This window comes from Martelella lutilitoris, assembly GCF_016598595.1.
Lineage (GTDB): Bacteria > Pseudomonadota > Alphaproteobacteria > Rhizobiales > Rhizobiaceae > Martelella > Martelella lutilitoris_A.
In genome coordinates, this window is sequence record NZ_CP066788.1 from 83,065 (window position 1) to 108,604 (window position 25,540).

Sequence of the window (25,540 nt, forward strand, 5' to 3'; positions counted from 1 at the left end):
GGGTGTGCCTCATGACCACCATGTCCGCCGCTCTGGCAGGGGGCAGGATCAGGCGCCTGACGCCGGTCCTTCTGCCCCTCCTGATACTCGTCATGCTTGTCGGCCTGGTGTTCGTCCTGCGCCCGAACACGATGAGCTATATGGGCCTCAACCTTCTGTTGAAGCTCTCTGTGCCCCTTATCTTTGCCGCGCTCAGCCAGATGCTGATCATTTCGCAGGGCGACCTAGACCTTTCGACCGGGGCCTATGTCGGTTTCGTCACCTGCATTTCCGCCGTCTACCTCGCCGACCAGCCGATACTGGGCTGGAGCATCCTGATCGGCTCGGTTCTGCTGTACGGGCTTGTCGGGCTTGTCACCTGGTTGCGGCGGCTGCCGTCGATCGTGGTTACGCTCGGTATGTCCTTCGTCTGGCTCGGACTGGCCTTGTTCATCCTTCCATCGCCGGGCGGGCAGGCGCCTGACTGGCTGGTCGCACTGCCGCGTCTGCGCCCAGCGTTCATGCCGTTTCCCATCTGGACGGCCATTGTCTGCGTGATCGTTCTTGAATTCGGCCTGATGCGATCGTCCGCCGGGGTCGTGCTGCGCGGCGCCGGCGGCAATCCCCAGGCAATGGTGCGCGCGGGCTGGTCGGTCGCGGGATTGCGGGCCATCGCCTATCTGCTGGCCGGGGTGTGTGCGATGATCTCCGGCCTGTTGCTCTCCGGGCTCACCACCTCCGGCGCGCCGAATATCGCGCCATCCTATACGCTGCTTTCGATTGCCAGCGTCATTCTCGGCGGCGGCGCCTTCGTGGGCGGCATCGTATCGCCTTTCGGCGCGGTTGTCGGCGCCATCACCCTCACACTGGTTTCCTCGGTCCTGACTTTTCTGCATGTGCCTTCGGTCTGGCAGATCGGCGCGCAGGGCGGCCTTCTCATTCTTGTGCTGCTGTTGCGCGGCCTTCTCAAGGGAGACGATCAATGACATCCGCCCTGTTTTCCCGCGCGATACGCAGGCCGCCGGTCGCCAGCTATGGGTTTATTGCGGCTGCGCTTCTGTGGGGCGGGACCATCCTGATGTCGGACGGACGCGGCGCCACGGAAATGCTGGCCATTGCCCTTTCGTTTTCGATTTTCACGGTCACCGTTGGCACCGGACAGATGTTCGTGATTGCGTCCGGCCCCGGCAATATCGACCTGTCCTGCTCCGCGGTCATCACGGCTTGCGCCTATCTGGGAATGAATGTGATGGGCGGTTCGTCCGTCATGCTGCCCCTTGGCATTCTTCTGGCGCTTGTCGCCGGCGGTCTGATCGGCGGGTTCAATTATGGCCTTGTGCGCGCCCTGCGCATTCCGCCGATCATCGCGACGCTGGCCACGAGTTTCATTGTCATGTCGTTTGCGATGTGGGCCGGCGGCGACAGCACCGTCAAACCCCCGGCCTTGCTTTCGCAGTTCATGGACTGGCGGATCGCCGGCGTGCAGGTGGTTCTCGTTCTCGCTCTCCTAGGCTCGCTTTGTGTGCATATCGTTCTTTCGCGCACGGAATACGGGCGTCATCTGCTTGCCATCGGCCAGAACGAGCGCGCGGCACGGCTGGCCGGGGTCAGAACCGAACGCGTGCGGATGATCGCTTATGTCGTGTCCGGCGTGATGGCGGGGCTCTGCGGTGTGCTGCTGGCCGGCTTTACCGGCGGTGCAGCGCTCAACATGGGCGAATCCTATCTGATGGAATCCGTGGCTGTCGCCGTTCTCGGCGGGACGGCCGTGTCCGGCGGCCGGGCCTCCGCCTTCGGCATCTGGGGCGCCGCGCTTTTTCTCAGCCTGCTGGTAACGCTGCTGAACACATCCGGCATCGCCGCCGGCTCGCGGTACATTTTCACCGGCATCACAATCCTTATCGTCATTCTGTTTGCCACGGAGCGCCGCTGATGCCTGCTTCTTCCGGCGGTTCGATTGCGGCCGCAGTGCTCCGTCTTCACGCCAAAGGCGACCTGCGCCTTGAAAGCGAAATGTCGGCGCGGCCAGGGCCGGGCCAGCTTCGGCTATCCATGGAGCGTGGCGGCATCTGCGGTTCCGACCTGCATTACTACGCCGACGGCGGCGTCGGGAAAATCCGCGTGCGCGCGCCGATCATACTCGGCCACGAGGCCGCGGGCCGGGTCGAATCCGTCGGCCAGGACGTGGCGGGCTTTCAACCCGGCATGCTGGTTGCAGTCAATCCAAGCCGGCCTTGCGGCCATTGCCGGTTTTGTCTTTCGGGGCGCGAGCGGCACTGCACGGATATGCATTTCATGGGCAGCGCGATGTTTCTGCCGCATGAACAGGGTCTGTATCGCACGGCGCTGACGGTCGACGCGCGTCAGTGTTTCCGGTTTCCCGACGGTATCGGCGCTGGCGAGGCGGCCTGCGCGGAACCGCTGGCGGTCAGCCTGCACGCGGTCTCCCGCGTTGCCGGCGGGCTGACGGGGCGGCGGGTTCTGGTTACCGGCGCGGGGCCGATCGGCTGCCTGACGATTGCCGCGGCAAGGGTGGCCGGCGCCGCGCACATCGTTGCAAGCGATCTCAATGCGCAACCGCTTGAGATTGCACGGCGTATGGGCGCGAATGCGACGGTTGACCTGCGCGAGCGTCCCGACGGCGTTCTCGAGGAAGGCACGTATGACGTGGCGTTTGAATGCTCGGCCGCGCCGCAGGCTGCCGCAAGCGCGGTCGAGGCGCTCGAGCCCGGCGGCGTGCTGGTGCAGGTCGGCGTTGCAGGTGTTGCGGAATTGCCGATGGGCCGCATGGTCGCCCGCGAGATTGCCTATCTCGGTTCCCACCGGTTCGACCGGGAATTCGCCGAGGCCGTGACGGCCATAGGCAACCGCCGCATCGACGTCCGCCCGATCATTTCGGGGACCTACCCGATGGCGCATGCCGACGAGGCCTTCAAGGCCGCACTGGACAAGAGCAGAAGTTGCAAGGTGCAGATCGCCCTCGACACGCTCGACACCCCCCTGGAACGAGGAGAAAGCTGATGCAGCGGACATGGCGCTGGTTCGGTCCCGCAGACCGCGTGACCATTGAAAACATGATGCAAGCCGGCGTGGAAGGCGTGGTTTCAGCCTTGCATCACGTGCCGACCGGCGCGGTGTGGAGCCCGGCGGAGATTGCGCAGCGCCAGCAGCAGATCGCAACCGCCGCCGCCGGCAAACCCTCGGGGTTGCGCTGGAGCGTCGTTGAATCGCTTCCAGTGTCGGAAGACATCAAGAAGCAGAAGCGCAACTGGAAAACCCATATCGCCAACTGGAAGACCAGCATGCGGCACCTTGCCGAAGCGGGTATCGACGTCATCTGCTACAATTTCATGCCGGTTCTGGACTGGACGCGCACGGACCTAGCCTGGGAACTGCCGAACGGTGCGCGCTGCATGCGCTTCGACCTCATCGATTTCGCCGCCTTCGACATCCATATCCTCTGCCGGAGCGGCGCCGCGGAGGATTTTCCGCAAGAGGTTCGCGCCGCAGCCGCGGCGCGCTTCGCGGCCATGGACGAGGCGGACAGGCAGCGGATCACCGCCAATGTCGTTTTCGGTCTTCCGGGCGCCGCCGAAACCTTCACGCTTGACGATGTGCGTACGCAACTCCAGGAATATGACGGTATTTCCGAACAGCGCCTGCGCACCCATCTGGTGGACTTCCTGTCCGAAGTTGCGCCTTTGGCGGAGGAGCTGGGCATGCGGCTCTGCTGCCACCCGGACGATCCGCCATTTCCCTTGCTCGGCCTGCCGCGGATCATGTCGACTGCGGAACACTATCGCCTGATACTGGAGGCCGTCGATCTTCCCTCCAATGGCATTACGCTATGCACCGGCTCGCTCGGCTCGCGTCCCGACAACGACCCCGTGGCCTTCATGAAACGCCTCGGCGGTCGGGTGCATTTTCTGCACCTGCGCAATGTCAGGATTGAAGGTTCGGCGATCATGAATTCGTTTTATGAGGACGAGCATCTGAGCGGCCATACGAATATGGCCGCAATGGTGGAGGCGGTCGTGGAAGAAGAGGCGCGTCGCAAGGCCGCTGGCCGAGCAGACTGGTCCATTCCCATGCGCCCCGACCATGGGCACGATATCCTCGACGATATCGGCCGAAAGGCACAGCCCGGCTATCCGGCGATCGGCCGGCTCAAGGGCCTGGCGGAACTGAAGGGGCTTTATACCGCGTTTGAATACGCAAGGACCAAAGAAGGCAGCCAGATCAACTGAGTTTCACGGCGCGCAGGCCGCCAGCAGCTGCATCTCTCATGCGTCCCTCGGTTTGAAATATTCCATCGTTCAACGCGCATCGCAATCCTTCTGCGCGCAATCTGCGCGTGTTCGATGAACCTCATCGTCAATGTCAAAAACCTGCTGGTTCCGGACGAGATCGGATATCTGCTCCTTGGCGGCACCTTGCCTCTGCCGAGAACCCTCTCAACAGCCAGATCTTTGCTGGTTTCAGGGAGCACTACACACTGCCCCGCAGACTATCCCGAAAAATGAAGGAAGTGCAGGGTTCAGGCTAGTGGGTCTACTGAGCCATAGAAAAAGGCGCGATTCGCGAGAACGGAACTTACCGTTTAAAAACTCGCTCATCGCTCGGATGCTCGTCCAGGTTTTTCTCACTCTCACAACCCGCGTTTGTCGCCTGCATCTCATTGGTGCACCTTACTTCGAAACAACAACATCCAATGCCAGCGGCTGCTTCCGAAGCCTTTGTGTGACCGGAGTTTTTGTCTGGCAAACAGACGCCACAGGGCTTTCTACGGATGATGAAATTGTTAGTTTTGGTGCATCAGTCGTAGTGCACAGATTTTCCTTTTCTCGCATCTCCTTGAAGATCAAAATCGATTTTTCTTCGGAAAGCGTGACCGCCTCACGAAGATGGGAAAAAATTTATTATATGTTGTTTTTTCGCATTTATATTCATTTCTCATTTGGATTTGAGTCCGAGACACAATTTTTAAGAACTTTCGCCTTAAATCATTGCTTTGTCGAAATGGTAAAAAATTCATCAGTATTTTTTATTGACGGAGGAAATTCTATCTACTGCCAAATAGCGCAAACCAGCCGAATCACCCAGAGGGATGACGATATCGATGCTCGCCGCGCTCCCCTTCGATCTTTCCGACCCCGACCACCGGGCTGAGTACTTCCGCGTGGTGATGAGCCGCAAGAAACTTCGCCTGGAAGACGTGGCGGACGGTATTCAGATGAGCAAGAGCATTGTGAGCGCTGCGCTCAACGGCAAAAAGCAGTCGAGAAAGCTCGTGCGCGCAATCGCAACTTACCTCGAACTTGATCCAGATATGTTTTTTGCAGAAAAGCCAAACCAAACCCCACGAAGGGAATAGGACATAAGATTACCAGTCAGGTAATCTTCGTTCGGCACGATCAACGCTGATAACAAAGTATATTGTAAGCGTCCCTAACTCCCCTAGTTAACGATGATAATCGTTAAAAAACAAAGACTTGTAAATTTCATCAAAACAAAAAATTAACTATTTTTCAAGCCAGAAAGTGGGTGACAAAAGCCCACCTAAGCACGATTGCCTCCGAAAACGACACGGAGATTACCAGCATGGCGATCGTCAAATGGTGCCAGGAGCCATGTTGAATGGCACCAAATCGCTCCTGACAAGCCGATGCAGAAGGGCTTTCTCGAAAGCGTCAATGGCAACTTCCGCCTCCTGGCCTAAATTTACTCCGCCGCTCACACTTCAAGCGCATGTCGCCATCTCCGCATGGAAGGAGGATTACGACGCAAACAGACCGCACTCATCGCTGGGCAATATCACGCTCAACGAGTTCGCAATGAAGATGGCACCGGAAAAACAGGCCACTTGAGGCCAGATTGCAAACCCAAGACTCTCTGGAGAAATGTAAGCGTTACATCCAGCCCCTTTTTTAGTTTCTTCCCATGGTGGGGTGGGTATCGGTATATTGGCGCGTAGCGCCAATATAGAGACGGATTCTCTGCGAGATCCGTTTTTTTGAATCCTGTCAATTAATTGATTTAAAACGATTTTTACGTCAATAAGCACTCACTTCAACTGACTGGGTGCGCTGTTGGCGTGATATCGGCGGATCGGAAGCGATGACACGGGTTCTGTGCCTGGTTGATTCGCCGTATGCGTCAGCGTCGTTGACGCCTCTCTAGTGTCTATTCGTCTGGGTGCATTTCATGCGTCCAGCGTAATAGCAGACCGGCAGGGTGTCGCAGCGGCCCGGATGACGGGGTCGGCGGCAATCAATCGACGTTTGATGGTTCTGGGATCGGACTCGGTGACTGGCTTATCGACCGTATTCGCCATGATCAGGCGCATGACATCTGACCACGAGGTCGGCCATGAACGAAGGCTTGTTGTTTTGAAGCGGATCCATCGGAGACGCCAGAAGCTATTGGCTTTCTGCTCAAGCACGGCTTTTGCTGGATTGCCCGCGCATCCGGCGTGCGCCAGGTGGGTTGCCGTTTGCCGTATCCGATTTCGGCGAGTTGGAGGCGGTCACTATCCGGCTCGGCAATTGATGCCGACGAACCATGCGCTTGCCCCTCGGCAATTATGCCTGACGCAACTCCAGCGGCGCATTCCAGGGGAGAAGCTTTTCGTAGTCGACGGTTCCGCGATTGCGGCTGATCTCGTCGAATATCCATTTCAGGTAGGGTTCGACCCTGACCCTGTTCAGCTTGCAGGTCTCGACGATCGAGGACAGGATTGCCCATGCCTCGAAACCTTCATCGCTGCCGACGAAGAGGGCATTCTTTGCGAGCAGCTTCGTCGGTTTGAACAGGCGTTCGACAGCGTTCGTATCGAGATCGATACGCCCGTCATCAACGAACATGGTCAGGCCTGCCCAATGATTGAGGACATAGTGGATGGCCTTGCGCATGCCGTTGTTGACGACATGGATTTCAGCGAGCTCGATGAGCCTGCATCGCAGCCGGTCGAGTATCGGTTGTGACAGTTTTCGTCTCACCGACCGTCGATGATCGGGCGGTTTGCCATTGATCTTGCCCTCGACGGCGTAAAGTTCGGCGATGATCTGGATGATGTCATCAGCATCCGGCGTCTTGTTAGCATCAAACTCGTCGGTGAACTTGCGCCGTGCATGGCTCCAGCATTTCGGCGACTTGATGCCCGCAACACAGGTGCCCGGCGTTCCGAGCCGTCCATAGCCGGAATAGGCATCCGTCTGCACGATGGCGGTCATGCCTGAGAGAATTTCATGAATGCGTTTCATCGATCGCGTCGGGCCGACATAGTAGATGACCAGCGGCGGACGGTTGCCGCCGAAGGAGCGGTCGTCACGATGAAGGGCGTACAGGTAAACCTGGCGGGTTCTGCCCCGACCCGGATCGAGCTCCTTCATGGGGCTCTCGTCCATGAACAGCCGCCAGCTTTCGGACCGTGCTTCGCTCTCGATCCGTTGCCACATGGGAAGGAGAGCGCCGAGTGCCACCGCCGTTGCCCAGCGCATCAGCGTGGAACGCGGATAACTTATGCCACAAGCCTCGAAAAGCCGCTCCTGCCTGTACCAGGGGAGATAGCAGTCAAACCGCATGGCGATCGAATGCGCCAGAAGGCCATTGCTGAAGGTGGTTCCTCTGATCAGCGCGGGTTCAAAGGGCGTGCCGACCATCTTGCCCTGAAGGCAACGATATTTCGGGTATTTGCGAACAGCGATATAGAATTGCGCGGGAATTAACTCCGGCGTCTCCTTGATGTCGTAGTCGCGGATTGTTCCGCCGCAACCGCAGGGACAGAGGCCATCCTTGGTACCCATGTAGAATTCGCGCCGTTCAAGATGGGGCGGCCATACGCGCGTGCCGCGCCCGGACTGGTTTCGCGGCTTCGCCTCCGAGGTCGTCGTGCCTTCGGCAGGTTTGCCCTCTCCAGTCTCTGGCTGACCATAGGAACCCGTGCCGGACTTGTCTCTATCTTTGCCTTTCTGGGGATTGGTATCGGCGCTCGGGCCGAATTTCATCTTGTTGAGCTTGGCAATCTGCCCGCCAAGCCTTTTGATCTCAACCTCGAGCACACGTATTGTCGCCGTCAGCTTCTGGTTTTCGGCCTGCAGATCGTCATTGTCGGAGATCACGGTGCGCCAAAGCTCGTCGAGCCGGTGAGCGATCAAAGCCCCGTCGGCAACGGCAGCATCCAGAATATCCTGCTTTATGTTTTCGATCGTATCGAGCATGGCGCCATGCACGACAAAGAGCACGTCCGATCGCGGCGTTCAGACAAGGTCCATTCGTTCACGCGCACCCAATGGTGGCGTGTAACTTGACTTCTTCCGTGATGCGTGGGATGAGAAGACCAATCGTGGCACACGATTTATATGGGGTCTGGAGGACGGCAATCCTCCGGGCCTCAGTCTTTTTCAGCCCTGATGCTCAAGTCAGCGCATTTCAACTCCCGTATTTCTCATGCCCCTCCGCCATCAATACCGATCGGCGAAGCAGATGTTTGACGACTGATTCGCAGTCTTTCTATCGCCTGCGATTCACCTCGACAAGTCATGCGATTAATAATTTTGCTGTTAATTTGAACGATGAACTGCAACGAATTTCAAATTCCTGATTTATACATTCTTTTTTCGCATTATATACACGCGCTTTTCTTTTATTTTTCGCATTTGTTTTTCCAGATTTTCGCATTCCCGATTTCATCACCACTCTCAGGGTTGTATCCCGTCCGCAATCGGACAAAGGGCTGAGGTGACAGGCGATCCGAGCTAACAGTGTCGTATTCGTCTTGCTGGCTTCCGTTCGGGACAGGCAGAGTCTCGCATTGGCAGAACGGCAGACTTTTGCATAATTTTCGCATGCATCAGAGAAACCGCGTTTCATTTTTCGCATTTGCGCGGGGAAGCCGCGTTTCATTTTTCGCATCATCTCACGTGGTGCTAGGCCGTCAGAAACATTCGTGGCGCCGCAGCTTCTTCGCATGGGCCCTGCCTGCCAGACCTGACTGCTGGCGGCGCCTCGGGAAAGCGGAGCAGAACGATACGCCCCGATAGAGGCCAGTCCCCCAGGCGCGCTGAAGACCTGCGTCTGAAGCATTCGCGGTTCGAGACGTCTGAACATCGAAAAATCCGGACTTGTCAGGGGCTTGTCATCACGGAAATTTTGGACTGTGCAAATGTCTGCCCGAACAAGCCGAGCCGCTTCAGTGTGATTGCTGCAGATGCGCCTCCCGACAAGACGGATGGCGGTTGTCCGTCCGGCTGCGCACAAACACAGATGCACAGTGCGTTTTCTAAAGAGTTCTATGAAAGCAATCAATGGTTGATCGCGGTGATCGACTCTGGTCTATATTCGGTTCGGTTAACTTAGGTCAGTTGTGTCGAGGGGATGGCAATGGAGAATCAGGCGACAAACAATACGAACAGCGATCCCGTCGCCGGAAAATCGGTGGCAGAGATCTTCGGTGAGATCGTCTGGCTGATGAGCCAGGATGCCGCTTGCCGTGACCTGACTTTGAAAGAACTCGAATGGCTGGTTATGCCGGCGATTCTGCTCAGGCAGTTCCACATCACCTACGCCCCGGTTCAGGGCAATGCACATGGTGATGCCGGGCACGGCGAGAGCCACGCTGCCGGAGAAAGTCCGTTGCAGCCCGTTGCCGTCGAAATCTTTGCGCTCTGTTCGGAAGCCGTCGCCGATGCGATCGATGCTGCAAAGCCAGGTGCGCCTCGGTTGGGCATTCAGGACTGGCGCAGCGGGTCGAACAGGAAGACCGTCATCAAGGCTAACATTGTCGGTGCGGCGGGGAAGCAGTCATGAAATATACGAAAGAAAATCAATCAGCGACGCCGATCCGCCAATCAACAGGACCGGCCTGGTTTTGCCTCGCTTTTCTGGCGGTTGTTGCATTCGCAGATACCGCTCCGGCTGAGGATACACCCCTCGATTGTTCAGTCTACCGTCAGGGCCGGCTGAAAACCGTGGATATCGCGATTGCCAGGCCGGAGTACTGGGAAGACCGGACGGCCTATGACATGGTGAGCGTGCGTTACCGGCCGGAATATAATCCGGCGCCCTGGCTGCCGAGCGGCAGCCCGGACGACCCGACCAGATGGACGCTTCTCGCAGAAATCAACTATGAAACCGGCCAGCCGGTGACCCGCAAGGAAAGAGATGAAACCCATTCCTGGACCAGGCCAAGCTTTCGCATGCTGCTGGATGGTCGGCCCCTTCCTCCGGCCAGAACGCTTGATATTCTGGCCGGGCGATCGATTGCGGACAGGGATCCCGGACATGTTGAAAACGGGACATTTGTCTACACGCCGGGACCGTTCGAGCGCACCGGCGAAGATTTTCATGGCTTTGAACGAATAAATGTCCTGAATGTTCAGGGTATCAGGACCAGAAAAAATGATTTCTATATATTGAAAGATGAACAGGCTGGCGCAGTCAATTCCGTTTTGAAATGCGGGAAAGTCGATGCTTACCCGAACTCTCAATGTTCTCTCTATATGAATTCTGGTTTACTTAATCAGACAATTGATTTTGATCGAGATAAAATGACAGAGATTACCCGTATAATTCACCACGCTCGCAACTACACCCTTTGTCTGACGGAATAGGAACCTCGCCATGCCACGACTGAGTGTTTCACAGCTGACTGAACTCAGGGCTTATGCCGATGCGTCCGACCGCGTTGGTTATTATACCTATCTTGAAGACCATGGATTCAGCTATGCCGGGCTTGCGCTTGGCGTTGTCGAGCAGGACACGGTTTCGGGACGTTTCGCCGTTGCTTTCATGACGCAACGGGCAACGGAGCTGGGCATAACACTGACATCGGATCTCATCGAAGCGATCGGCGTCGATCTGATGAACGCCGATCTTGACGCAAGAGAGGCGTCTGGCGGTGAAGTTCTTAAATATGATGTGATTTGGCGTTACCATACGCAAACATTCGAGTTTCACGGACTCGACGCCGATGCATGGACGGCGAACAGCCTTCTCCAGGTTTCGGGCGAGCTTGCATTTTACGCCCCTTCAACGGCTCGAACGATAACATGGACAGGCCTTCGGGATGGCGGCAGTTTCGTGCAATTTGTGGAAGCCATCGACATGCTTGGAGCTTATCCGATCAACGCGGAAGCACGCGAATGGGTCGGACGGGTCAAGCAGATCTTGTCCGAAAAGGGCGATTATATTCTGACAGGGCAGGAAGTCGATCCTCTCGAGAAGGCGGCTGTGGAACTGCTGAAGCATATCGATGGACGCATTGATGCGGCTATTGGTCAGGCGCGTTTCGGAAATTATTGCTTCCCCGCCGACACGACCATTCTGGTGAGTACAACAAAGACCGAGCGTATCGCCGATCTTCGTGTCGGCGATACGGTTCTTGCATTCGATGCCGCTGCGGAAATGGGGCGCGGCGCCTTGGTGGAAAAGCGGGTCGTCAGGCTCTACCGCAACACAACGACAGAATGGCTGAAACTCTCCTGGATGGAGAACGGCGAGCCGCGTGAACTGGTGGTGACGCCGGGGCACCGGTTCCTGACCGAGACGGGCGCCTTCGAAAAGATCGGCGACATGCTGGAAAATGGCCGGGCGCGGATCGTGCTTGCCTCCGGCGTGGTGGTCGAGGCGACGGCGGAGAAGATCGTCTATTCGCAAGAGACTGCCGGTCTTTTCGAACGCGCCCGGACTTATGGCGTATCAAGCGGCAACGCGGCGCTGGCGCCGGTGGAACAGGACGCCTGGCAGAGCTATAATTTCGAGGTCGAGGATCTGCACACCTACGTGGCGGAAGGCGTGCGCGTCCATAATGACAGCCAGGTCTATATCGATACGGCGGGCGCCATCGGCCAGGCCTTCGGCACGCAGCTTGGCCAGATGCTGACGGAAGGCGAAAGCCAGTTCGTGCAGCTCGCCGCCGGCACGGCGCTTGGCGTGGTGACCCGCAACCTTGCCGAGATCATAGAGGATGCCGGCTACCATGCCTTCACGGGCAACCAGATGAATTTCGGCGCATCGCTGAGCCAGGCCGTGCGCCAGCTTGACGATATCGGCGTCGATTTCGCCAATGCCGCGATCGGCACGGCCTCGTCCTTCCTGATGGCCGAACTGGGCGAAAGCCTGGGGCTCGATGGCTTCGGCGCATCGCTTTTCAACGTTTCGGCAAGCGCCTATACCGGCAGTGTTCTCAACCAGGCACTTTCGAATATTGCCGCCGGCAGGACCATCCTGCAGGGCGCGGATTTCACCAATGCGCTTTCGGTGCTGCCCGGCACGGTCGGGACGTTCTTCGGCTCATCTCTGGCACAACAGGTCCTGCCTGCGGAAACCGTTGCCGGAACGATCGGCGGTTCGCTGGGTTCTGTTGCCGGGTCCGCGCTGGGATCGAGTTTCGTCGGCTCGGTGTTCGGCAGCGCAACCAGTGTGCTCGGCAATTTCCTGCTGCCCGGAATCGGCAGCTTTTTCGGTTCTATTATCGGTACCTTTCTCGGTGATCTTTTCGCCGACGAGCCGGATCCGCATGCGGCCATCGATTTGTTCATGCGCACCGGCCTTTCCGCTGATCGTGGCGGACTCCTCGAGGTTGTCGCCCAATGGAAATCCGTCGACGGATTTCCCCACGATGCAACGACGGCCTGGGCCGAAGCCGTCCACAATCTCAGCCTTGAATATGTCAGAACGGTAGGCGGATTTGACTACGCGAATGCCAAGGTCTCCGGACTGGAGATTTCGCAGGAGGCGATCGACCAGTTTGGGTTGTCTCCAAACGAACTCGTGCGCGTTCTCCAGCAGATGAATATTACCGTCGATGGTTCTGACAACCTGCATTATTTCGTCAACGGGATCGAAGTGGGCAGCGCGGAACGGATGGTCGACGGCGCCATTGCCGGCTTTATCAAAGATGCGCAGGTCATCGGCGGCGACCTTCTTTTGCAGCGCGCTGCCGCCAATTCCGCCGCAAGCGACACGGCGACGCTTTCCGGCGATATGGCCGTCGCGGAACAGTATGCGAAATATCTCAACAGCCGCGATGCCATCAATGCGCTGATCGTCGCCCAGCCCGATTCTGTGTTTGCCGCCAGTTGGGCGATAACGCTGGCCCAGGCCAATGATCTCGGCCTTTCGCGTACGAATGTGACTGACTTCCACGGGGGACTTGGCGGTTTTCTGGCCTCGCTTGCCCACGCAGGGGTCAGCGTCACGCCGGATGACGTTTCGATTTGGCGCGACAATGCAACGGGCATGGCGAAGATCGACATACGCGTCGATGCGGATTTCCAGATGCCCGGGATCGTGGATGTGTTTGCCGATACCGTTCAGGTCGTTGACGAAAACGGCGGCCGGGTGCTGCGGCTCGGATTCTGGAATGCGATGTCCGGTGTTGGCTACAATGACGTTACCGGACAGCAATGGGTTAATGGTGTTGCCGAAATTACCGGACAAACTGCTGGTCGTGATCTCTGGATCGCCGGTGATAATGCCAATCACCGTTTTGTCGATTCCGGGACGCGCTACATTGGCGTCGGCGATGCCGAAATCATCAGCAGTGACGATATTCTTGTTGGCGGCGCTGGTGCCGATCAGCTTGACGGCGCGGAAGGCTGGGACTGGATTGTTGGCGGTGGCGGTAACGACGTGCTCAACGGCGGCAGCGAGGCCGACACGCTTCTGGGCGGTGACGGCAATGATATCCTCAATGGCGGTTTCGATCTGGATTATCTTGAGGGTGGTGCTGGCGCGGACATACTAAATGGCGGCGACTATGGACTGGACTGGGACACGGCTGGCTATGCCGGTTCGAATGCAGCGGTGAACATAAACCTTTCGGCGCATACAGCCTATGGCGGCCACGCAGACGGCGACCAGTTGAACGGAATTCTCAATCTCGTCGGCTCGGACTATGACGACCATCTCACCGGCAACGAATACAGAAATGTTCTGGAAGGCGGGGCTGGTGCCGACGTTCTCGATGGCGGCTGGAATACCGCTTCGGATATCTATGATTTCGCCTCCTATTTCCGCTCGAGTGAAGGTGTGACCGCGTCGCTTGCCGATCGAAGCGTCAATACGGGCGACGCTGCAGGCGATGTCTATATCAATATTCGCGCACTGGAGGGTTCCGCCTTCGGCGATATTCTGATCGGTGACGCAAACGACAACCCACTGTGGGGCCACGGCGGAGACGACGTGCTCATCGTCGGCGAAGGTGCCGATCTGGCCTATGGAGGGTTCGGTTTTGACGTGATGAGCTACAGGACACTGAACTACGGGATCGTTCTCAATCTTCAGGACTGGAATTCTAGCAGCGCTGTCGTCGTTGATGACGGCGCGTTAGGTGTCGAAGCTTTCGAGGGAACAGGCTTTAATGATACGCTCATCGGCCGGAACACATCGGCGGAGCCTTCCGGTGCTTCGGAAAACGATGTCCTATATGGTCTGGCAGGAAACGACGCCCTCCTCGGCAATGCCGGCAGCGACCTTCTCGATGGCGGGAAAGGCAACGACATGCTTTACGGGGGAGCAAACGACGACAATCTCTACGGCGGCTTCGGCAATGATCATGTTTTCGGCGAAGACGGAAATGACCGGATATTTGTGGAAGCGGAAGACGGCGCGGATGAGATCGACGGCGGCGGCGGCAGTGACCATCTTTATCTGAGCCGTGCCGGTTACGACGTTGCGTTCACATTTTCGCTCGCAAACCCATCCGTCAAACAATATCTCGCTGATGGCACGACAATCGTCAATATTGAAAGCCTCGAATATCATGGCGGCAATCTCGTCGATACTGTCGAGGGCGGGACTGGCGACGATACCATTTACGGCTATGGCGCAGATGACATCCTGAAAGGCGCATCGGGCAACGACGGCCTCTATGGCGGTGCTGGCAATGACAGGCTTTACGGCGGTTCGGGCAATGACTGGCTCGATGGCGGGGCGAGCGCGAACGGCGGCTGGAACGACCTTTACGGCGAGGACGGCGACGACACCTACAATATCGCCAGCTGGACGGGCAACACCTATATCGATGAACAGGGCCATTCCGGCAATGACCGGGTTCTGTTCCGGGATCTGGAGCTGTGGGCGATATCGGTTGAGTGGGATGCGGGCTATACGCATCTTGAGGTCAGCGACGGCACCGGCAGCATGACCCATATCCATAGTCCTTCTGCCTTCGAGAGCTTTGCGTTCGAGCGTGCCGACCGTGTCTTTGGCGGGTTGCTTGCGGGTGGGCCCGGGGCATCAAACGATGTCTTCCATGGCGGCGGCAGCGATGACCTTGCCTATGGCGGCGATGGCAATGACGAGATTTACGGCCAGGCTGGCGATGATCTGATTGTCAGCGACGGCGGCAACGACGGCCTCTATGGCGGTGCTGGCAATGACAGGCTTTACGGCGGTTCGGGCAATGACTGGCTCGATGGCGGGAGCGGTGATGATGTGTTCGTCTTCGAGGAGAGCTTTGGGCAGGACAGAATAGGCAGCTTCGAATATAGCCGAGATCACATAGACCTCTCTTCTGTCGGCGCAATTTCCGACTGGAACGACCTGCTGGATCACCATCTTTATGAGGTGGATGGGAATGCCGTGATTGATGATGGTGCGGGCAACACGATCACGTTCGATGGACTGCACAAGGCCGCCTTGACCGACAGTGACTTCATCTTTGCTTAGCTCAGGTGGGGCTGTCATGGGGGGCAGGAAAGTTACTCTTTTCAGCGCGGCTGGAGCATGCACTTCATGAATGATGCTCCCTCCAAGGGTCGTTCTGAACTTTGGCAGGCGCTGCTTTCCTCCTGCGGCGCGCTTTTCGGTGTGGCGGTGTTCAGCGCGGTGGTGAACCTTTTGATGCTGACGGGGCCGCTGTTCATGCTGCAGGTCTATGACCGGGTCTTGTCCAGCCACTCGTCGGCCACGCTGCTGGTCCTGTTTGCCATCGTCGCCTTTCTCTACGGGCTGATGGGGTTTCTCGATCATGTGCGCGGGCGGGTTCTGGCGCGGGTCGGCGCGCGGTTCCAGGCGCGGCTTGATGGAAGGGTGTTTCGCGCCGTTTTGAAACAGGCGGAGCACCCCGGCCTGCGGGAACAGCCTGCCGGCGGGCTGAGGGACCTTGCCAGCATTCAGGCGTTCCTGTCCTCGCCTCTGCCGGGTGCCGCCTTCGACCTGCCCTGGACGCCGCTGTTTCTGGCGATCCTGTTTGCCTTCAACATGTGGATGGGCTGGCTCGGGCTTGCCGGCGGCATTGTCATCGCGGTGCTGGCCTTTGCCAATCAGCGGCTGACGCAGAAGCGGCAGGCGGATGCCGCCCGGCTGGCGCGGGACGCCGACGCGGCGACCGAACGCACCCGCAAGCAGATCGAAACCGTGCGCGCGCTGGGCATGACGGGTCCGCTGATTTCCCGCTGGCACGCGGTGCGGAAAACGGCGCTTGAAGCGCAGATCGCCGCATCGGACCGGGGCGGCGGGCTGACGGCGGCGACCAAGGCCTTCCGGCTTCTGCTCCAGTCTGCCGTACTGGCGCTCGGTGCGCTCCTGGTGCTCGACGGGCAATTGTCCGCCGGCGCAATGATTGCGGGCTCCATCCTGCTCGGTCGCGCGCTTGCGCCCATCGAGCAGGTGATCGGCCAGTGGGCGACCTTCCAGAAGGCGGGCCGTGCATGGTCTTCGCTTGCAAAACTGCTGAGCGCTGTTCCGGAAAGCGAAGCGCCGATGCCCCTGCCACGGCCGGAAGGCCGGCTATCGGTTGAGGCGATCACCGTTGTACCACCGGGAGAGAAGAAACCGGTTCTCTCCGCCATCAGCGTTGCCGTGGCGCCCGGCAAGGCGCTGGCCGTCATCGGGCCGAGTGCCGCGGGCAAGTCGAGCTTTGCCCGCGCGGTTACGGGGCTTTGGCCGGCGGCGGGCGGCGTTGTGCGTCTCGGCGGCGCGGATATCAGGCACTATGATCCCGATGTCCTGGGAAGCCTCATGGGTTATCTGCCGCAGACCGTCATGCTGTTTCCCGGAACAGTGGCGCAGAATATCGCCCGGTTTGCGGCAGACCCGGCCCCGGAAGCAATCGTCCAGGCAGCTCAACGGGCCGGCGCCCATGACCTGATCCTGTCATTGCCCGATGGCTATGACACGGTTCTGACCGAGGGCGAGAGCCGTCTTTCGGGCGGCCAGCGGCAGCGGATCGGACTGGCGCGTGCGCTTTTCGGCGATCCAGTCGTGCTGGTGCTGGACGAACCGAATGCAAGCCTCGACGATCCGGGCGTGAAGGCGCTGAACGGCGCGATTGCGACGGCGAAAGCCGATGGGCGCGCCGTCATCATCATGTCGCACCGGCCGTCGGCGCTGGCGGAATGCGATGACGTGCTTCTGCTCGATAGCGGACAGGCGCGCGCGGTCGGTCCGCGCGACGAGGTGCTGCAGCGTTTTGTCCGTCAGCCACAGGGCAAGATTGCGGGAGGGGCGCCCTAAGATGAGCAATCAGAATTGGACACCGCATCATTATCTGCGCAACGGCTTTCTGGCGCTGGTTCTCGGGTTTGGCGCTTTTGTCGCCTGGGGCTTTGCCACTGAGATCAACGGCGCGGTGGTTGCCCCCGGTCTGGTGGAGGTCGAGGCACGCCGCCAGGTGATCCAGCACCGCGACGGCGGCATTGTTGCGGCGATCGATGTGCGCGACGGCATGCCGGTTGTGGCCGGCCAGCCGCTGATCCGCCTGGATGGCACGGAGCTTGCTGCCGAGCGGCAGATGCTGTCGCGGCAATTGTTCGAGACCGAGGCCCGGCTGGCGCGGCTTGCGGCGGAGGTCTGGGGCGATGACGGCCTCGCCTTTGGTCAAGCGCTGGCGGACAAGGCGGCGCAAGACAAGGAGCTGGAACAGGTTCTGACCGATGAACAGGCCCTGTTCGATGCGCGGCGCGACACGCTGGCGCTGACAAAGCAGCAGTTTGAAAAGCAAAAGATCCACACCGAGGCGGTGATCGAAAGTAAGGAGCACAAGCTGGTCGCGCTTAACAAGCAGTATGATCTTCTCGATGAAGAGGTGAAGCGTTATGAAGGGCTCTTGAAGCGGGGGCTTTCGCAGGCAAGTCCGGTCTCGACTCTGAAGCAGCAGGCGGCCGAGCTTGAAAGCGACATTGCCGGGCTCGAGGCCTCGATCGCCGAGGCGCGCGGCGCGCTGGCAGGCTATGAGGTCGAGATATTGAAAACCGTTGCCGACCGGCGCGAGGCGGCGCAGACGGAATATCGCGAGACCCAGCCGCAGGCCGCAGAACTGGCCGAACGCCTCGCCGTTGCCGACCGGCAATATGACCGGCTTGCCCTGCGCGCGCCGATGGATGGCGTCATCTACGGCATGAATGTGTTCACGGTTGGCGGTGTTATCCAGGCGGGAACGGAGGTGGCGGCGATCGTTCCGGCGGATATGCCGGTGGTTCTGGCCGTGCATGTCGATCCGGTACAGATCGACCGTATCAGCACCGGCCAGGCGGCGGTGGTCAAGTTTCCGAATATCAACGCCCGCTCGACTCCGGAATTCGACGGCCATGTGCGCACGATCTCCGCCGACGCCCTTGCCGGCGAGGACGGCAGCCAACGCTTCTACCGCGTCGAAATCGCCCTCGACAAGCCGTCGCTCGAAGCGGCGAAACAGCACGGCATCATGCCCGGCATGCCCGTCGAAGCCTTCATCCAGACCGCCGCCAGAAGCCCCGCATCATACCTGCTCAAACCGTTCACCGATTATCTCGATCAGGCCTTCAGGGAGGAGTGATATTTTGAGAATTTGCGACTATTGGTAAAATTGGATACGTCGAATTACCGATGAATTGGTGATGTGGGCTGTCCAACTGAAAGCGCTAATACAGGCGCGGCAAGTGCCAGAAAACGGTCGAACCGCCGCGGCCTTATCACTGCAGCATAGGCTGCTTTTCCAGCACCTCCGCACGCGCGAGCATGCGGTTGACCGAGCGCAGGTTCAGGGGCTGCCGCCGCGTTTGGTGTCGCTCGATAACCTCGGCGATCACCTCGACGGATAGTTCCGAAAGCCCGCGCTTTCTGCCCTCTCTTTGAGCAAAGCTGATCATGTCCGATGGCAGTACGGGTGAAAGGTTCACGATGTTCAGCCGGGTTTGCAGCGGTTCCGGAATGCCGGCAAGACTGTTCGATGTCAGGATCCAGCCGATCCACGACATATCGAATCTGAGCTGATAAAAGGGGCACTCCCACCGCGCCGCCGTGGCCGGTTCCAGCAATGAAAGCAATGCGTCGGGCAGGCTGCAGCGAGCCCCGTTTGTCGAGACTGCAACGCCCGCCTTCTCGATCTCATCGATAACGATAATCGGATTGGCGACCTTGTGCTGGATCACCGTCTGGATCGGTTTGCCGGGATGCGCCGAACCCCAACCGCGCTGGGAGCCCGCGACAGCAAAAGAGGCCTGTTCGCCAGCCGCGTCAATTGTCCGCAGCGGAACCTGAAGCACTTCGCTTACCTTGCGGGCCCAGACCGACTTGCCAATGCCGGGCGGCCCGTTCAGCAGCAGAGGCGGAAGGCGGAAGCCAGCCATGCCGGAGCGAACGGATAGCCGCATCGCCTGCCAGAACAGCTCTGTCGCGGGCGCCATCCATGGCATTTCCGCATGAAGTGCTGCAGCAATCTCATCAGCGCGTACCTCGCTCTCGATTTCGATCACCTGCACGCCGGTATTCAGCATTTCGATCGCCTTGCGGTCCTCGGGCCGTAGATGCATGATCCCGGACACCTTTTCCCGTCCCTTGATGATCCGTACTGCCCACCGCCTGATCCGTGCCCGGTCGCGACTTGTCACAATGTCTCTCGAGCGATGCCAGTCGTCTTCGTCGGAAAGCTCTTCGACAGACTGCTTGTCCTCGCGCAGCTTGCGTAGGTGGTTTTCAAATCGGTATTCAAGATCGGCTTCGCTGTCGCCGACCGGAAACAGCCTTGCCTCGACAAAGGGGATACGCATCATACTACAATGTCCGGATACAGAAATAGAAGGGAAGAGGCCGCCCGATCACGCGATCTTCGGATGGGTATAATGGGCGGTTGCGACCCGGCCCCAATCGAGGCCTTCAAATAGAGCCTCGAACTGCGCCTTGGTCAGTGTGACCGTGCCGCCCTGCATTTTCGGCCAGACGAAACCGCGGCCCTCGATACGCTTGTAGATCAGCACGAGGCCCGTTCCGTCCCACATCAGCACCTTGGTCTTGTCGCTCCCCTTGGAGCGGAAGACGAAGAAGGCGCCGCAAAATGGATCGAGATCAAAGTTGCGCATCACATGGGCGGCGAGGCCATCCATCCCCTTGCGGAAGTCGACGGGATCGGTGGCGAGATAGATCTTGAAGGTGCTCGACGGAAAGATCATGAGAACTGCCCCGCGACGCGGATCAGTTTCGCCAGATCGGCTTCAGCGATACTCAGAGGGAATTCCAGGCAGACTCCGCCGACAAGCAGCCGTCCACTTGAGCCGCTCTCCCTACTGGGTTCAGCCAAGCGGGGTGGTTCGTGAGCCAGTTTGACTTCGGCAAAAGGCTTGGGCTTTTCACGCCCGTCATGGGTAGCCCGCGCTTCCGCCAGCTTGACCCATTTGCGGACCAGGAAATCTCGTGTGCCGAGTTCAGCGGCGATCAATTTGACCGGGCAGCCATCGTCCCGAACCCGACGGACCGCTTCACGCTTTATCGACTTCGGCCAGATCTTCCTGCCATCGGTCGAAAGCCCGACCTTGAAGCCCCAGATGTCCACTGACGCCATTCTTCCCTCCTGATTTCAAAGGTGAAGAGAGGCCTATCATTGGGACTTTCGGTTCAGCTAGCCAAAAAAAAGGGTAGTTTGTTACGCTTACAGTATATTTCTATATTCGCATTTCTAAAGAAATGCGAACTGGACAAACTGTGCCGAATTTCAATGAACACAGTACTCGCGCTATATAAGCGCATCACCTATTGGAGGCGAGCGTTAGCGGACTCACGCTGAAAAAACTGCTTCCGAGCCGAAACCAATAACGGGGCGGTCCGCCGCTCGTAAATACTGGACAGGAAAGGAAAGGAAAGGAAAGGAAAGGAAAGGAAAGGAAAGGAACACAGGCGAAACACATATGGCCAAGGCCAAAACAGAAAAGGCGTGATTGCTGTAACAACCACGCCCTTCCGAAAAGAAGCAGACGCTTCTTCGTAGAGACCACCTTAATAGCACGCTCGTGCCGGGGTGGGAAGGGTGTCGCTTCTCCTCAAAATCTGAATTGAACAGACCCGAGAAGCCATGCTTCTCGGGCAAGGAGAACCTATGCCTATTCAACGGCAAGTAAACTTCGAAATCCCGTCCGAACACCCTTACGCCAATCAACCTGAGCTTTGGGATTGCACCATCCAACCGCCGCCGCTTGCCGACCCCGATGATCCGCATCGGCTATCGCGCTCGCACCTGCAGAAGATCGAGCTCGGGAAATCCAGTGGCTCCTGTAAGGTTGCCTTTGTCACGCGGCTGCACTGGTCGACCGTCTTGCAGGAATTCTGGTGCGCTTCATATGAGGAGTCACAGGTTTATCTGAACCTTGCCGCCCATCCCGATACCGTCAACTTCAAGGAACAGCTGACCCGCATCGATTATGTCGATGATGCCGGCAAGGACAGGCATACGCTCGGCGAGAAGCGGCGCGAGATCGACATCGGTGATTTTGTCGAGGCCTATGCTGTTCGCATGGACTGCGATGACGAGATGAATCCGTTCTTGGCGAAGAATTGGATCGTCGTTGATACCAATCTGGCATTACAGCGGCATGAAGTCGATCACTCGAGGAAGCGACGGCGGCCGAGAAAATGGAAATCCCAAAAATCGGGTGTTTATTCAGGGCTGCTCCTTCGGGAGCGGCCCTTTTTTTGTGCGTATTTCCGGCCGGAGGAATAGCCGTTCAATCCAGGACGGATTTCAGGCGTCGGAAGACGGAATTCGGGTGTCGGATTCAAAAAACCGACTTGTCGCAAGGTGATTTAAGTTATTGATTTTATTGATCCTGAAAATCGGATAGAACGGCGTTTCCATGGCGGACGTCACCTTTCATTTCAGCACCTTGCTGTTATTCTTGGCGAACCTTGACTGAAGGTTCGATTTTTCGCCAAATAGTGTCAAAACCATTGACATCTACATATGGTTGCGACACTTGATTGAGATAGAGTGATTTAGGCGATCCACCGCGCTGAGCGTCTTCCTGCTGCCCTATCGAACTTTCTTTAAAATCAATTCATCCGAGCATGACGCGTCAACATCGTGTGATCATCTGTTCATCGTGCTGACTTTTGCAACCTGGTGTCTCAATTACATGCAGAATATTGAAATCTCTTATGAAAAACGTCTTTCCCCTCCCGAAGGCGAGCCTTGGCTCGAAACACGGGGTGGCCTGAAATACTGGCTGGTAGATCGCCAGCCGACAATCGGGCTGCAGATTTCGGTCCTCACCGAGGATCCAAGTATTTCGATGCACAGATATGGCGGTGGCGGGCGAGAGGACTATGGCAGCTTTCTGTTCCGCTACAAGGGGTTTCAGATCGGCTTTATGCATCATGAGTTGGGAGAGGAGTGCTGGCCATTGCCGCCCAAAAGTCTCCCAGAAGATTCGGAAGAAGGCCGGCGAACCGGTACTTATATAATCAGGATCACAGCTGTCGGAACGCCGGTTTTCGATCCCTCCGCCTTTTATGTTCGCGATGAAAATCGCCGGCCGATCAAAGACGGGGAAGGCCACTATATCCGCGACCGTGCCTATAAGCGTGGATCGGAATATGTCACCGGTCTCAGTTGGGAAGATTATCGCGCGGGAAAGCGCGATCGTTTCCGTTCGCGTCAGCAGCAGGAAGAAATGTTGTCGATCTGGCCGGATCTGTTCACCGGCATGTGGGGGCGACTCAAAGATCTGAAACCGGGTGCACGCAAAACTCTACCGAGTGGCAGAAAGATGCCAATTGCAGCGATGCGCTTTTCCGACGAGGTCATTCGGCAATTCGAAACGGGGGAGTTGATCGATGGCACATGTAAAGAATCAGCAGAAATTAATTTTCTATAAATCTCGGAAATAATATAAACGGTGGCAATAAATTGAAACTGAAATTATTTTTTACTTTATTGATATTTTGTTTCGGTTATTTTACCTATCAACATTTACTTGAATTCCGGATTCAAAAAAATATTCCGGCGAGCGTCGAGGTTGAGAATATCGAGTATTTTCACCGAGAAATTTTCAGGTGTACCGCTGCTGAAATCGATATATCTGACGATCACGAAGTCGACAGAAACTTAATTACATTGTCAGAGAACGCGTTAGAAACTCTTCGAAAGAAGGGGGAAGAGGAAAATATAGGGGTTTATGTATTCCCGGATGGGAAATTTGCTTACTTTTCCGATGCTTCTCTCATAGATGTTGCAGGTAGCATCGAAATATCGGGCGATAGAAGGCTCGGGGAGCATATATCAAATCAAATATTCTCTGGCAGATCGTGCTTTCCTGAGAGGGGAGACAAGAAAGAGTATTTGGGTTTTCGAATTAAATTCACCCAGGCTTTGACCGACAACACAGGCATTGTCATTATCGGCGAGGGATTTCTCGGCGGCGTTATGGTTCTGTTCCCTGATGACAGAAAATTGTTTTATTTTGGCCCATAGTGGGTTGGCGAAACCTCGTGCCAACAACATATGAACTGACTGATCCGCCTACGGGAATGGCAAGCCTCCTCATTTTAACGGGGTTCAGTGGTAGAAATCACGCGGCCATTTTCAGTTTCCGAGCGGGTGGGATGCCGCCAATGCCCATGTCGGGCCGTTCGTGGTTATATGTCCAAAGCCCGTTCTTCATGGTGAGGATTGGAGCATTTCGCAGTCAGATGGAAACATCTGACGTTAAGCGAAAATGCGTCAAAACAAATAGGTAGAGTGGTGCGCGTCTCCATGAAAGGCGGAACCGCGCTAGCGTCGCTCAAAGGATCCAGGCTCGCACCCGGGCCGATCAACCTGACATCGCCGACCGGGGCCTGACCGGCAATACCCGTCGAGATATCACATCTAGATGCGAGCTTTCAGGAGGTTATCCATTCGGACGCACAAAGACCGCTCGAACCGATTGAACTGACGCATCGCGCTTCCCGAAATTCAATTCCGATTCTCCGGCCGATGCGCTAGCCCACCCTCGTACGCCGGCTCGCTGCCCGTTCCAGATCGGCTCCCATGCGGGCGGATAGCCGCGTTGCAATACGCCTGACATTGGCGATGGTGCGTTCTCTGTCAATGAGCTCGTCGGCCCGAAGACTGACGGCAACCCCTGCGATCGGGAAGTTGCGTGAATCGAGAACCGACGCACCAAAACAGATAATGCCTTCGGCGACTTGCTGGTTGTCGACGGAGTAGCCTCTTTCGCGCGTCTCGCGCAGTTCCGCGAGCAACTGCTCCACGGTCTGGACGCTGGAGGACGTACGCGGCGGCGGCAGCCCGTCCGCATAGATCCTCTTGACTTCGAAATCGCTCATATGGCTCAGGAAGGCCTTTCCGGTCGCGGTAAAGGCCGCCGGAAGCCGCATACCGGCGCGGAAATCGACAAGCGAATGGCTGATGTCCGAATTGCGCGCCGCGATGTAGACCACTTCGTTGCCTTCGAGAACGGTAAGCGTAATCGTTGCACCCGGAAGCTCGGTTTCCCTGTCCCAGATCGAGGCGAACTCGGTGGCCACGTCGGACTGCTCCATAAAGGCGTTCGACCAGCGCATCAGATGGGGACCGAGCTGATAGGTCTGGTCAGGGCGGCGGATCAGCAGTCCCAGTTCCACAAGCGTGCGGCACAGCATGTGAACCGAGCTTTTAGCGATTCCAAGCTCGCGCGCGAGATCTGACAGGTTGGGATGGCTTCGGTTTCTCGCCACCAGATCGAGTATGCGCGTCGCCCGCTCCACGGCGGGCACCAGTTTTGTCTGTTCTTGATCCATCGCCAATCAAATGCCGTTTCGCTCCAAATCATTCTTGACAACCATCAGAACAGATCATTATTGTTCTGTCTACTGAAAACAGTTCACTATATCGAACTGTGGGCATGATTATGGACTGATTTCATAATCGTGATCGGGTCGGGATACGACCCACGGGGCAGGCTATGTTGCTTTTGGGAGGGGGCGCATGGTGATGAGCAAGAGAGACTGGGCCATCCGTTTCGCGGAAGCGTCCGACGGCGATCGGACGATCGGCGCGATGGCGCGCTATTTCACCTGTACTTACCTTTGGGACATGGGCACCGCGAAGATCATCATTCGGATGATCGACGGCAAGGTCAGCGAGATCAATATCGACCCCGCGCCGATGGATGCCTATGACTTTGCCTTGCGGGCCGGTCCTGCTACGTGGCGCGAATTTGCCAAGCCGATACCGGAACCGATGTATCACGGCATCTGGTCGGCAAGCTTCCGGCGGGACCTGAAGCTTGAGGGCAATCTTCTCGTCCTCATGCAGAACCTGCGCAATTTTACCGTTCAGTTTGAACTGCTTCGCAAAGTCGGCGTGCCGGTCTGAGCCGGCGCGCCC

Annotated in this window: 21 protein-coding genes; 15 read left to right on the forward strand and 6 right to left on the reverse strand. The window is 57.6% G+C overall.

Annotated features, from left to right (window positions below; genetic code table 11):
* The first annotated feature begins 11 nt into the window (after nt 1-11).
* The 6 genes from JET14_RS21960 (at nt 12) to JET14_RS21985 (ending at nt 5,846) form a co-directional block, all read left to right on the forward strand.
* The gene (locus tag JET14_RS21960; RefSeq protein WP_432443097.1) at nt 12-965 is read left to right on the forward strand and encodes an ABC transporter permease; all 954 of its coding nucleotides are present in this window, start codon (nt 12-14) and stop codon (nt 963-965) included.
* On the forward strand, nt 962-1,912 hold the full coding sequence (locus JET14_RS21965) for an ABC transporter permease (protein ID WP_200338462.1): 951 nt from the start codon (nt 962-964) through the stop codon (nt 1,910-1,912). Before JET14_RS21960 ends, JET14_RS21965 begins: the two co-directional genes overlap by 4 nt.
* The gene (locus JET14_RS21970; RefSeq protein WP_432443098.1) at nt 1,912-3,000 is read left to right on the forward strand and encodes an L-idonate 5-dehydrogenase; all 1,089 of its coding nucleotides are present in this window, start codon (nt 1,912-1,914) and stop codon (nt 2,998-3,000) included. The genes JET14_RS21965 and JET14_RS21970 overlap by 1 nt, the downstream gene beginning before the upstream one ends.
* On the forward strand, nt 3,000-4,226 hold the full coding sequence (gene uxuA, locus JET14_RS21975; RefSeq protein WP_200338464.1) for a mannonate dehydratase: 1,227 nt from the start codon (nt 3,000-3,002) through the stop codon (nt 4,224-4,226). Before JET14_RS21970 ends, uxuA begins: the two co-directional genes overlap by 1 nt.
* An 872-nt stretch (nt 4,227-5,098) precedes the next feature.
* Nucleotides 5,099-5,353, forward strand: a complete 255-nt coding sequence (locus JET14_RS21980) for a hypothetical protein (protein WP_200338466.1) — start codon at nt 5,099-5,101, stop codon at nt 5,351-5,353.
* A gap of 319 nt (nt 5,354-5,672) precedes the next feature.
* Nucleotides 5,673-5,846 (forward strand): transposase, encoded by a 174-nt coding sequence (locus tag JET14_RS21985; protein ID WP_246750686.1) that lies wholly within the window; start codon nt 5,673-5,675, stop codon nt 5,844-5,846.
* A gap of 714 nt (nt 5,847-6,560) precedes the next feature.
* On the opposite strand, the gene tnpC is transcribed toward JET14_RS21985, so the two are convergent.
* Together tnpC and JET14_RS21995 are read right to left on the reverse strand one after the other, a co-directional pair.
* Nucleotides 6,561-8,198 (reverse strand): IS66 family transposase, encoded by a 1,638-nt coding sequence (tnpC, locus tag JET14_RS21990; RefSeq protein ID WP_200338470.1) that lies wholly within the window; start codon nt 8,196-8,198, stop codon nt 6,561-6,563.
* A gap of 319 nt (nt 8,199-8,517) precedes the next feature.
* Nucleotides 8,518-9,087, reverse strand: a complete 570-nt coding sequence (locus tag JET14_RS21995; protein ID WP_200338472.1) for a hypothetical protein — start codon at nt 9,085-9,087, stop codon at nt 8,518-8,520.
* Between the two features lie 273 nt (nt 9,088-9,360).
* On the opposite strand from JET14_RS21995, the gene JET14_RS22000 reads away from it, so the two are divergent.
* The 5 genes from JET14_RS22000 to JET14_RS22020 all read left to right on the forward strand — a co-directional run bounded on the left by JET14_RS22000 (nt 9,361) and on the right by JET14_RS22020 (nt 18,739).
* Complete coding sequence (locus tag JET14_RS22000; protein ID WP_200338474.1) at nt 9,361-9,786, forward strand: toxin-activating lysine-acyltransferase; 426 nt, start codon at nt 9,361-9,363, stop codon at nt 9,784-9,786.
* Nucleotides 9,783-10,589 (forward strand): hypothetical protein, encoded by an 807-nt coding sequence (locus JET14_RS22005; RefSeq protein WP_200338476.1) that lies wholly within the window; start codon nt 9,783-9,785, stop codon nt 10,587-10,589. The genes JET14_RS22000 and JET14_RS22005 overlap by 4 nt, the downstream gene beginning before the upstream one ends.
* A 10-nt stretch (nt 10,590-10,599) precedes the next feature.
* Complete coding sequence (locus JET14_RS22940) at nt 10,600-15,651, forward strand: hypothetical protein (RefSeq protein ID WP_200338478.1); 5,052 nt, start codon at nt 10,600-10,602, stop codon at nt 15,649-15,651.
* Between the two features lie 66 nt (nt 15,652-15,717).
* On the forward strand, nt 15,718-17,439 hold the full coding sequence (locus tag JET14_RS22015) for a type I secretion system permease/ATPase (RefSeq protein WP_200338480.1): 1,722 nt from the start codon (nt 15,718-15,720) through the stop codon (nt 17,437-17,439).
* A 1-nt stretch (nt 17,440) separates the two neighbouring features.
* Nucleotides 17,441-18,739, forward strand: coding sequence for an HlyD family type I secretion periplasmic adaptor subunit (locus tag JET14_RS22020; RefSeq protein ID WP_200338482.1), 1,299 nt, complete (start codon nt 17,441-17,443; stop codon nt 18,737-18,739).
* Between the two features lie 136 nt (nt 18,740-18,875).
* Here JET14_RS22020 and JET14_RS22025 read toward each other — a convergent pair whose 3' ends face one another.
* Genes JET14_RS22025 through JET14_RS22035 form a run of 3 tightly spaced genes read right to left on the reverse strand, consistent with a single transcriptional unit; the run spans nt 18,876 to nt 20,740 of the window.
* On the reverse strand, nt 18,876-19,955 hold the full coding sequence (locus tag JET14_RS22025) for an AAA family ATPase (RefSeq protein WP_200338484.1): 1,080 nt from the start codon (nt 19,953-19,955) through the stop codon (nt 18,876-18,878).
* 45 nt (nt 19,956-20,000) lie between these two features.
* Nucleotides 20,001-20,351, reverse strand: a complete 351-nt coding sequence (gene tnpB, locus JET14_RS22030; RefSeq protein WP_200338486.1) for an IS66 family insertion sequence element accessory protein TnpB — start codon at nt 20,349-20,351, stop codon at nt 20,001-20,003.
* The gene (locus JET14_RS22035) at nt 20,348-20,740 is read right to left on the reverse strand and encodes a transposase (protein WP_200338488.1); all 393 of its coding nucleotides are present in this window, start codon (nt 20,738-20,740) and stop codon (nt 20,348-20,350) included. The genes tnpB and JET14_RS22035 overlap by 4 nt, the downstream gene beginning before the upstream one ends.
* Before the next feature lie 531 nt (nt 20,741-21,271).
* Between JET14_RS22035 and JET14_RS22040 the strand changes: the two genes are divergently transcribed.
* From JET14_RS22040 to JET14_RS22050, 3 genes are all read left to right on the forward strand, one after another.
* Nucleotides 21,272-21,892, forward strand: a complete 621-nt coding sequence (locus tag JET14_RS22040) for a hypothetical protein (protein WP_200338490.1) — start codon at nt 21,272-21,274, stop codon at nt 21,890-21,892.
* A 412-nt stretch (nt 21,893-22,304) separates the two neighbouring features.
* Nucleotides 22,305-23,045 carry a hypothetical protein gene (locus JET14_RS22045; protein ID WP_200338492.1) on the forward strand — a complete coding sequence of 247 codons (741 nt, stop codon included), beginning with the start codon at nt 22,305-22,307 and terminating at the stop codon, nt 23,043-23,045.
* Nucleotides 23,046-23,077: 32 nt separating this feature from the next.
* Nucleotides 23,078-23,641, forward strand: coding sequence for a hypothetical protein (locus JET14_RS22050; protein ID WP_200338494.1), 564 nt, complete (start codon nt 23,078-23,080; stop codon nt 23,639-23,641).
* Nucleotides 23,642-24,150: 509 nt separating this feature from the next.
* On the opposite strand, the gene JET14_RS22055 is transcribed toward JET14_RS22050, so the two are convergent.
* The gene (locus tag JET14_RS22055) at nt 24,151-24,951 is read right to left on the reverse strand and encodes an IclR family transcriptional regulator (protein ID WP_200338496.1); all 801 of its coding nucleotides are present in this window, start codon (nt 24,949-24,951) and stop codon (nt 24,151-24,153) included.
* A 187-nt stretch (nt 24,952-25,138) separates the two neighbouring features.
* Between JET14_RS22055 and JET14_RS22060 the strand changes: the two genes are divergently transcribed.
* Nucleotides 25,139-25,528, forward strand: a complete 390-nt coding sequence (locus JET14_RS22060) for a hypothetical protein (protein ID WP_200338498.1) — start codon at nt 25,139-25,141, stop codon at nt 25,526-25,528.
* Nucleotides 25,529-25,540: the final 12 nt, after the last annotated feature.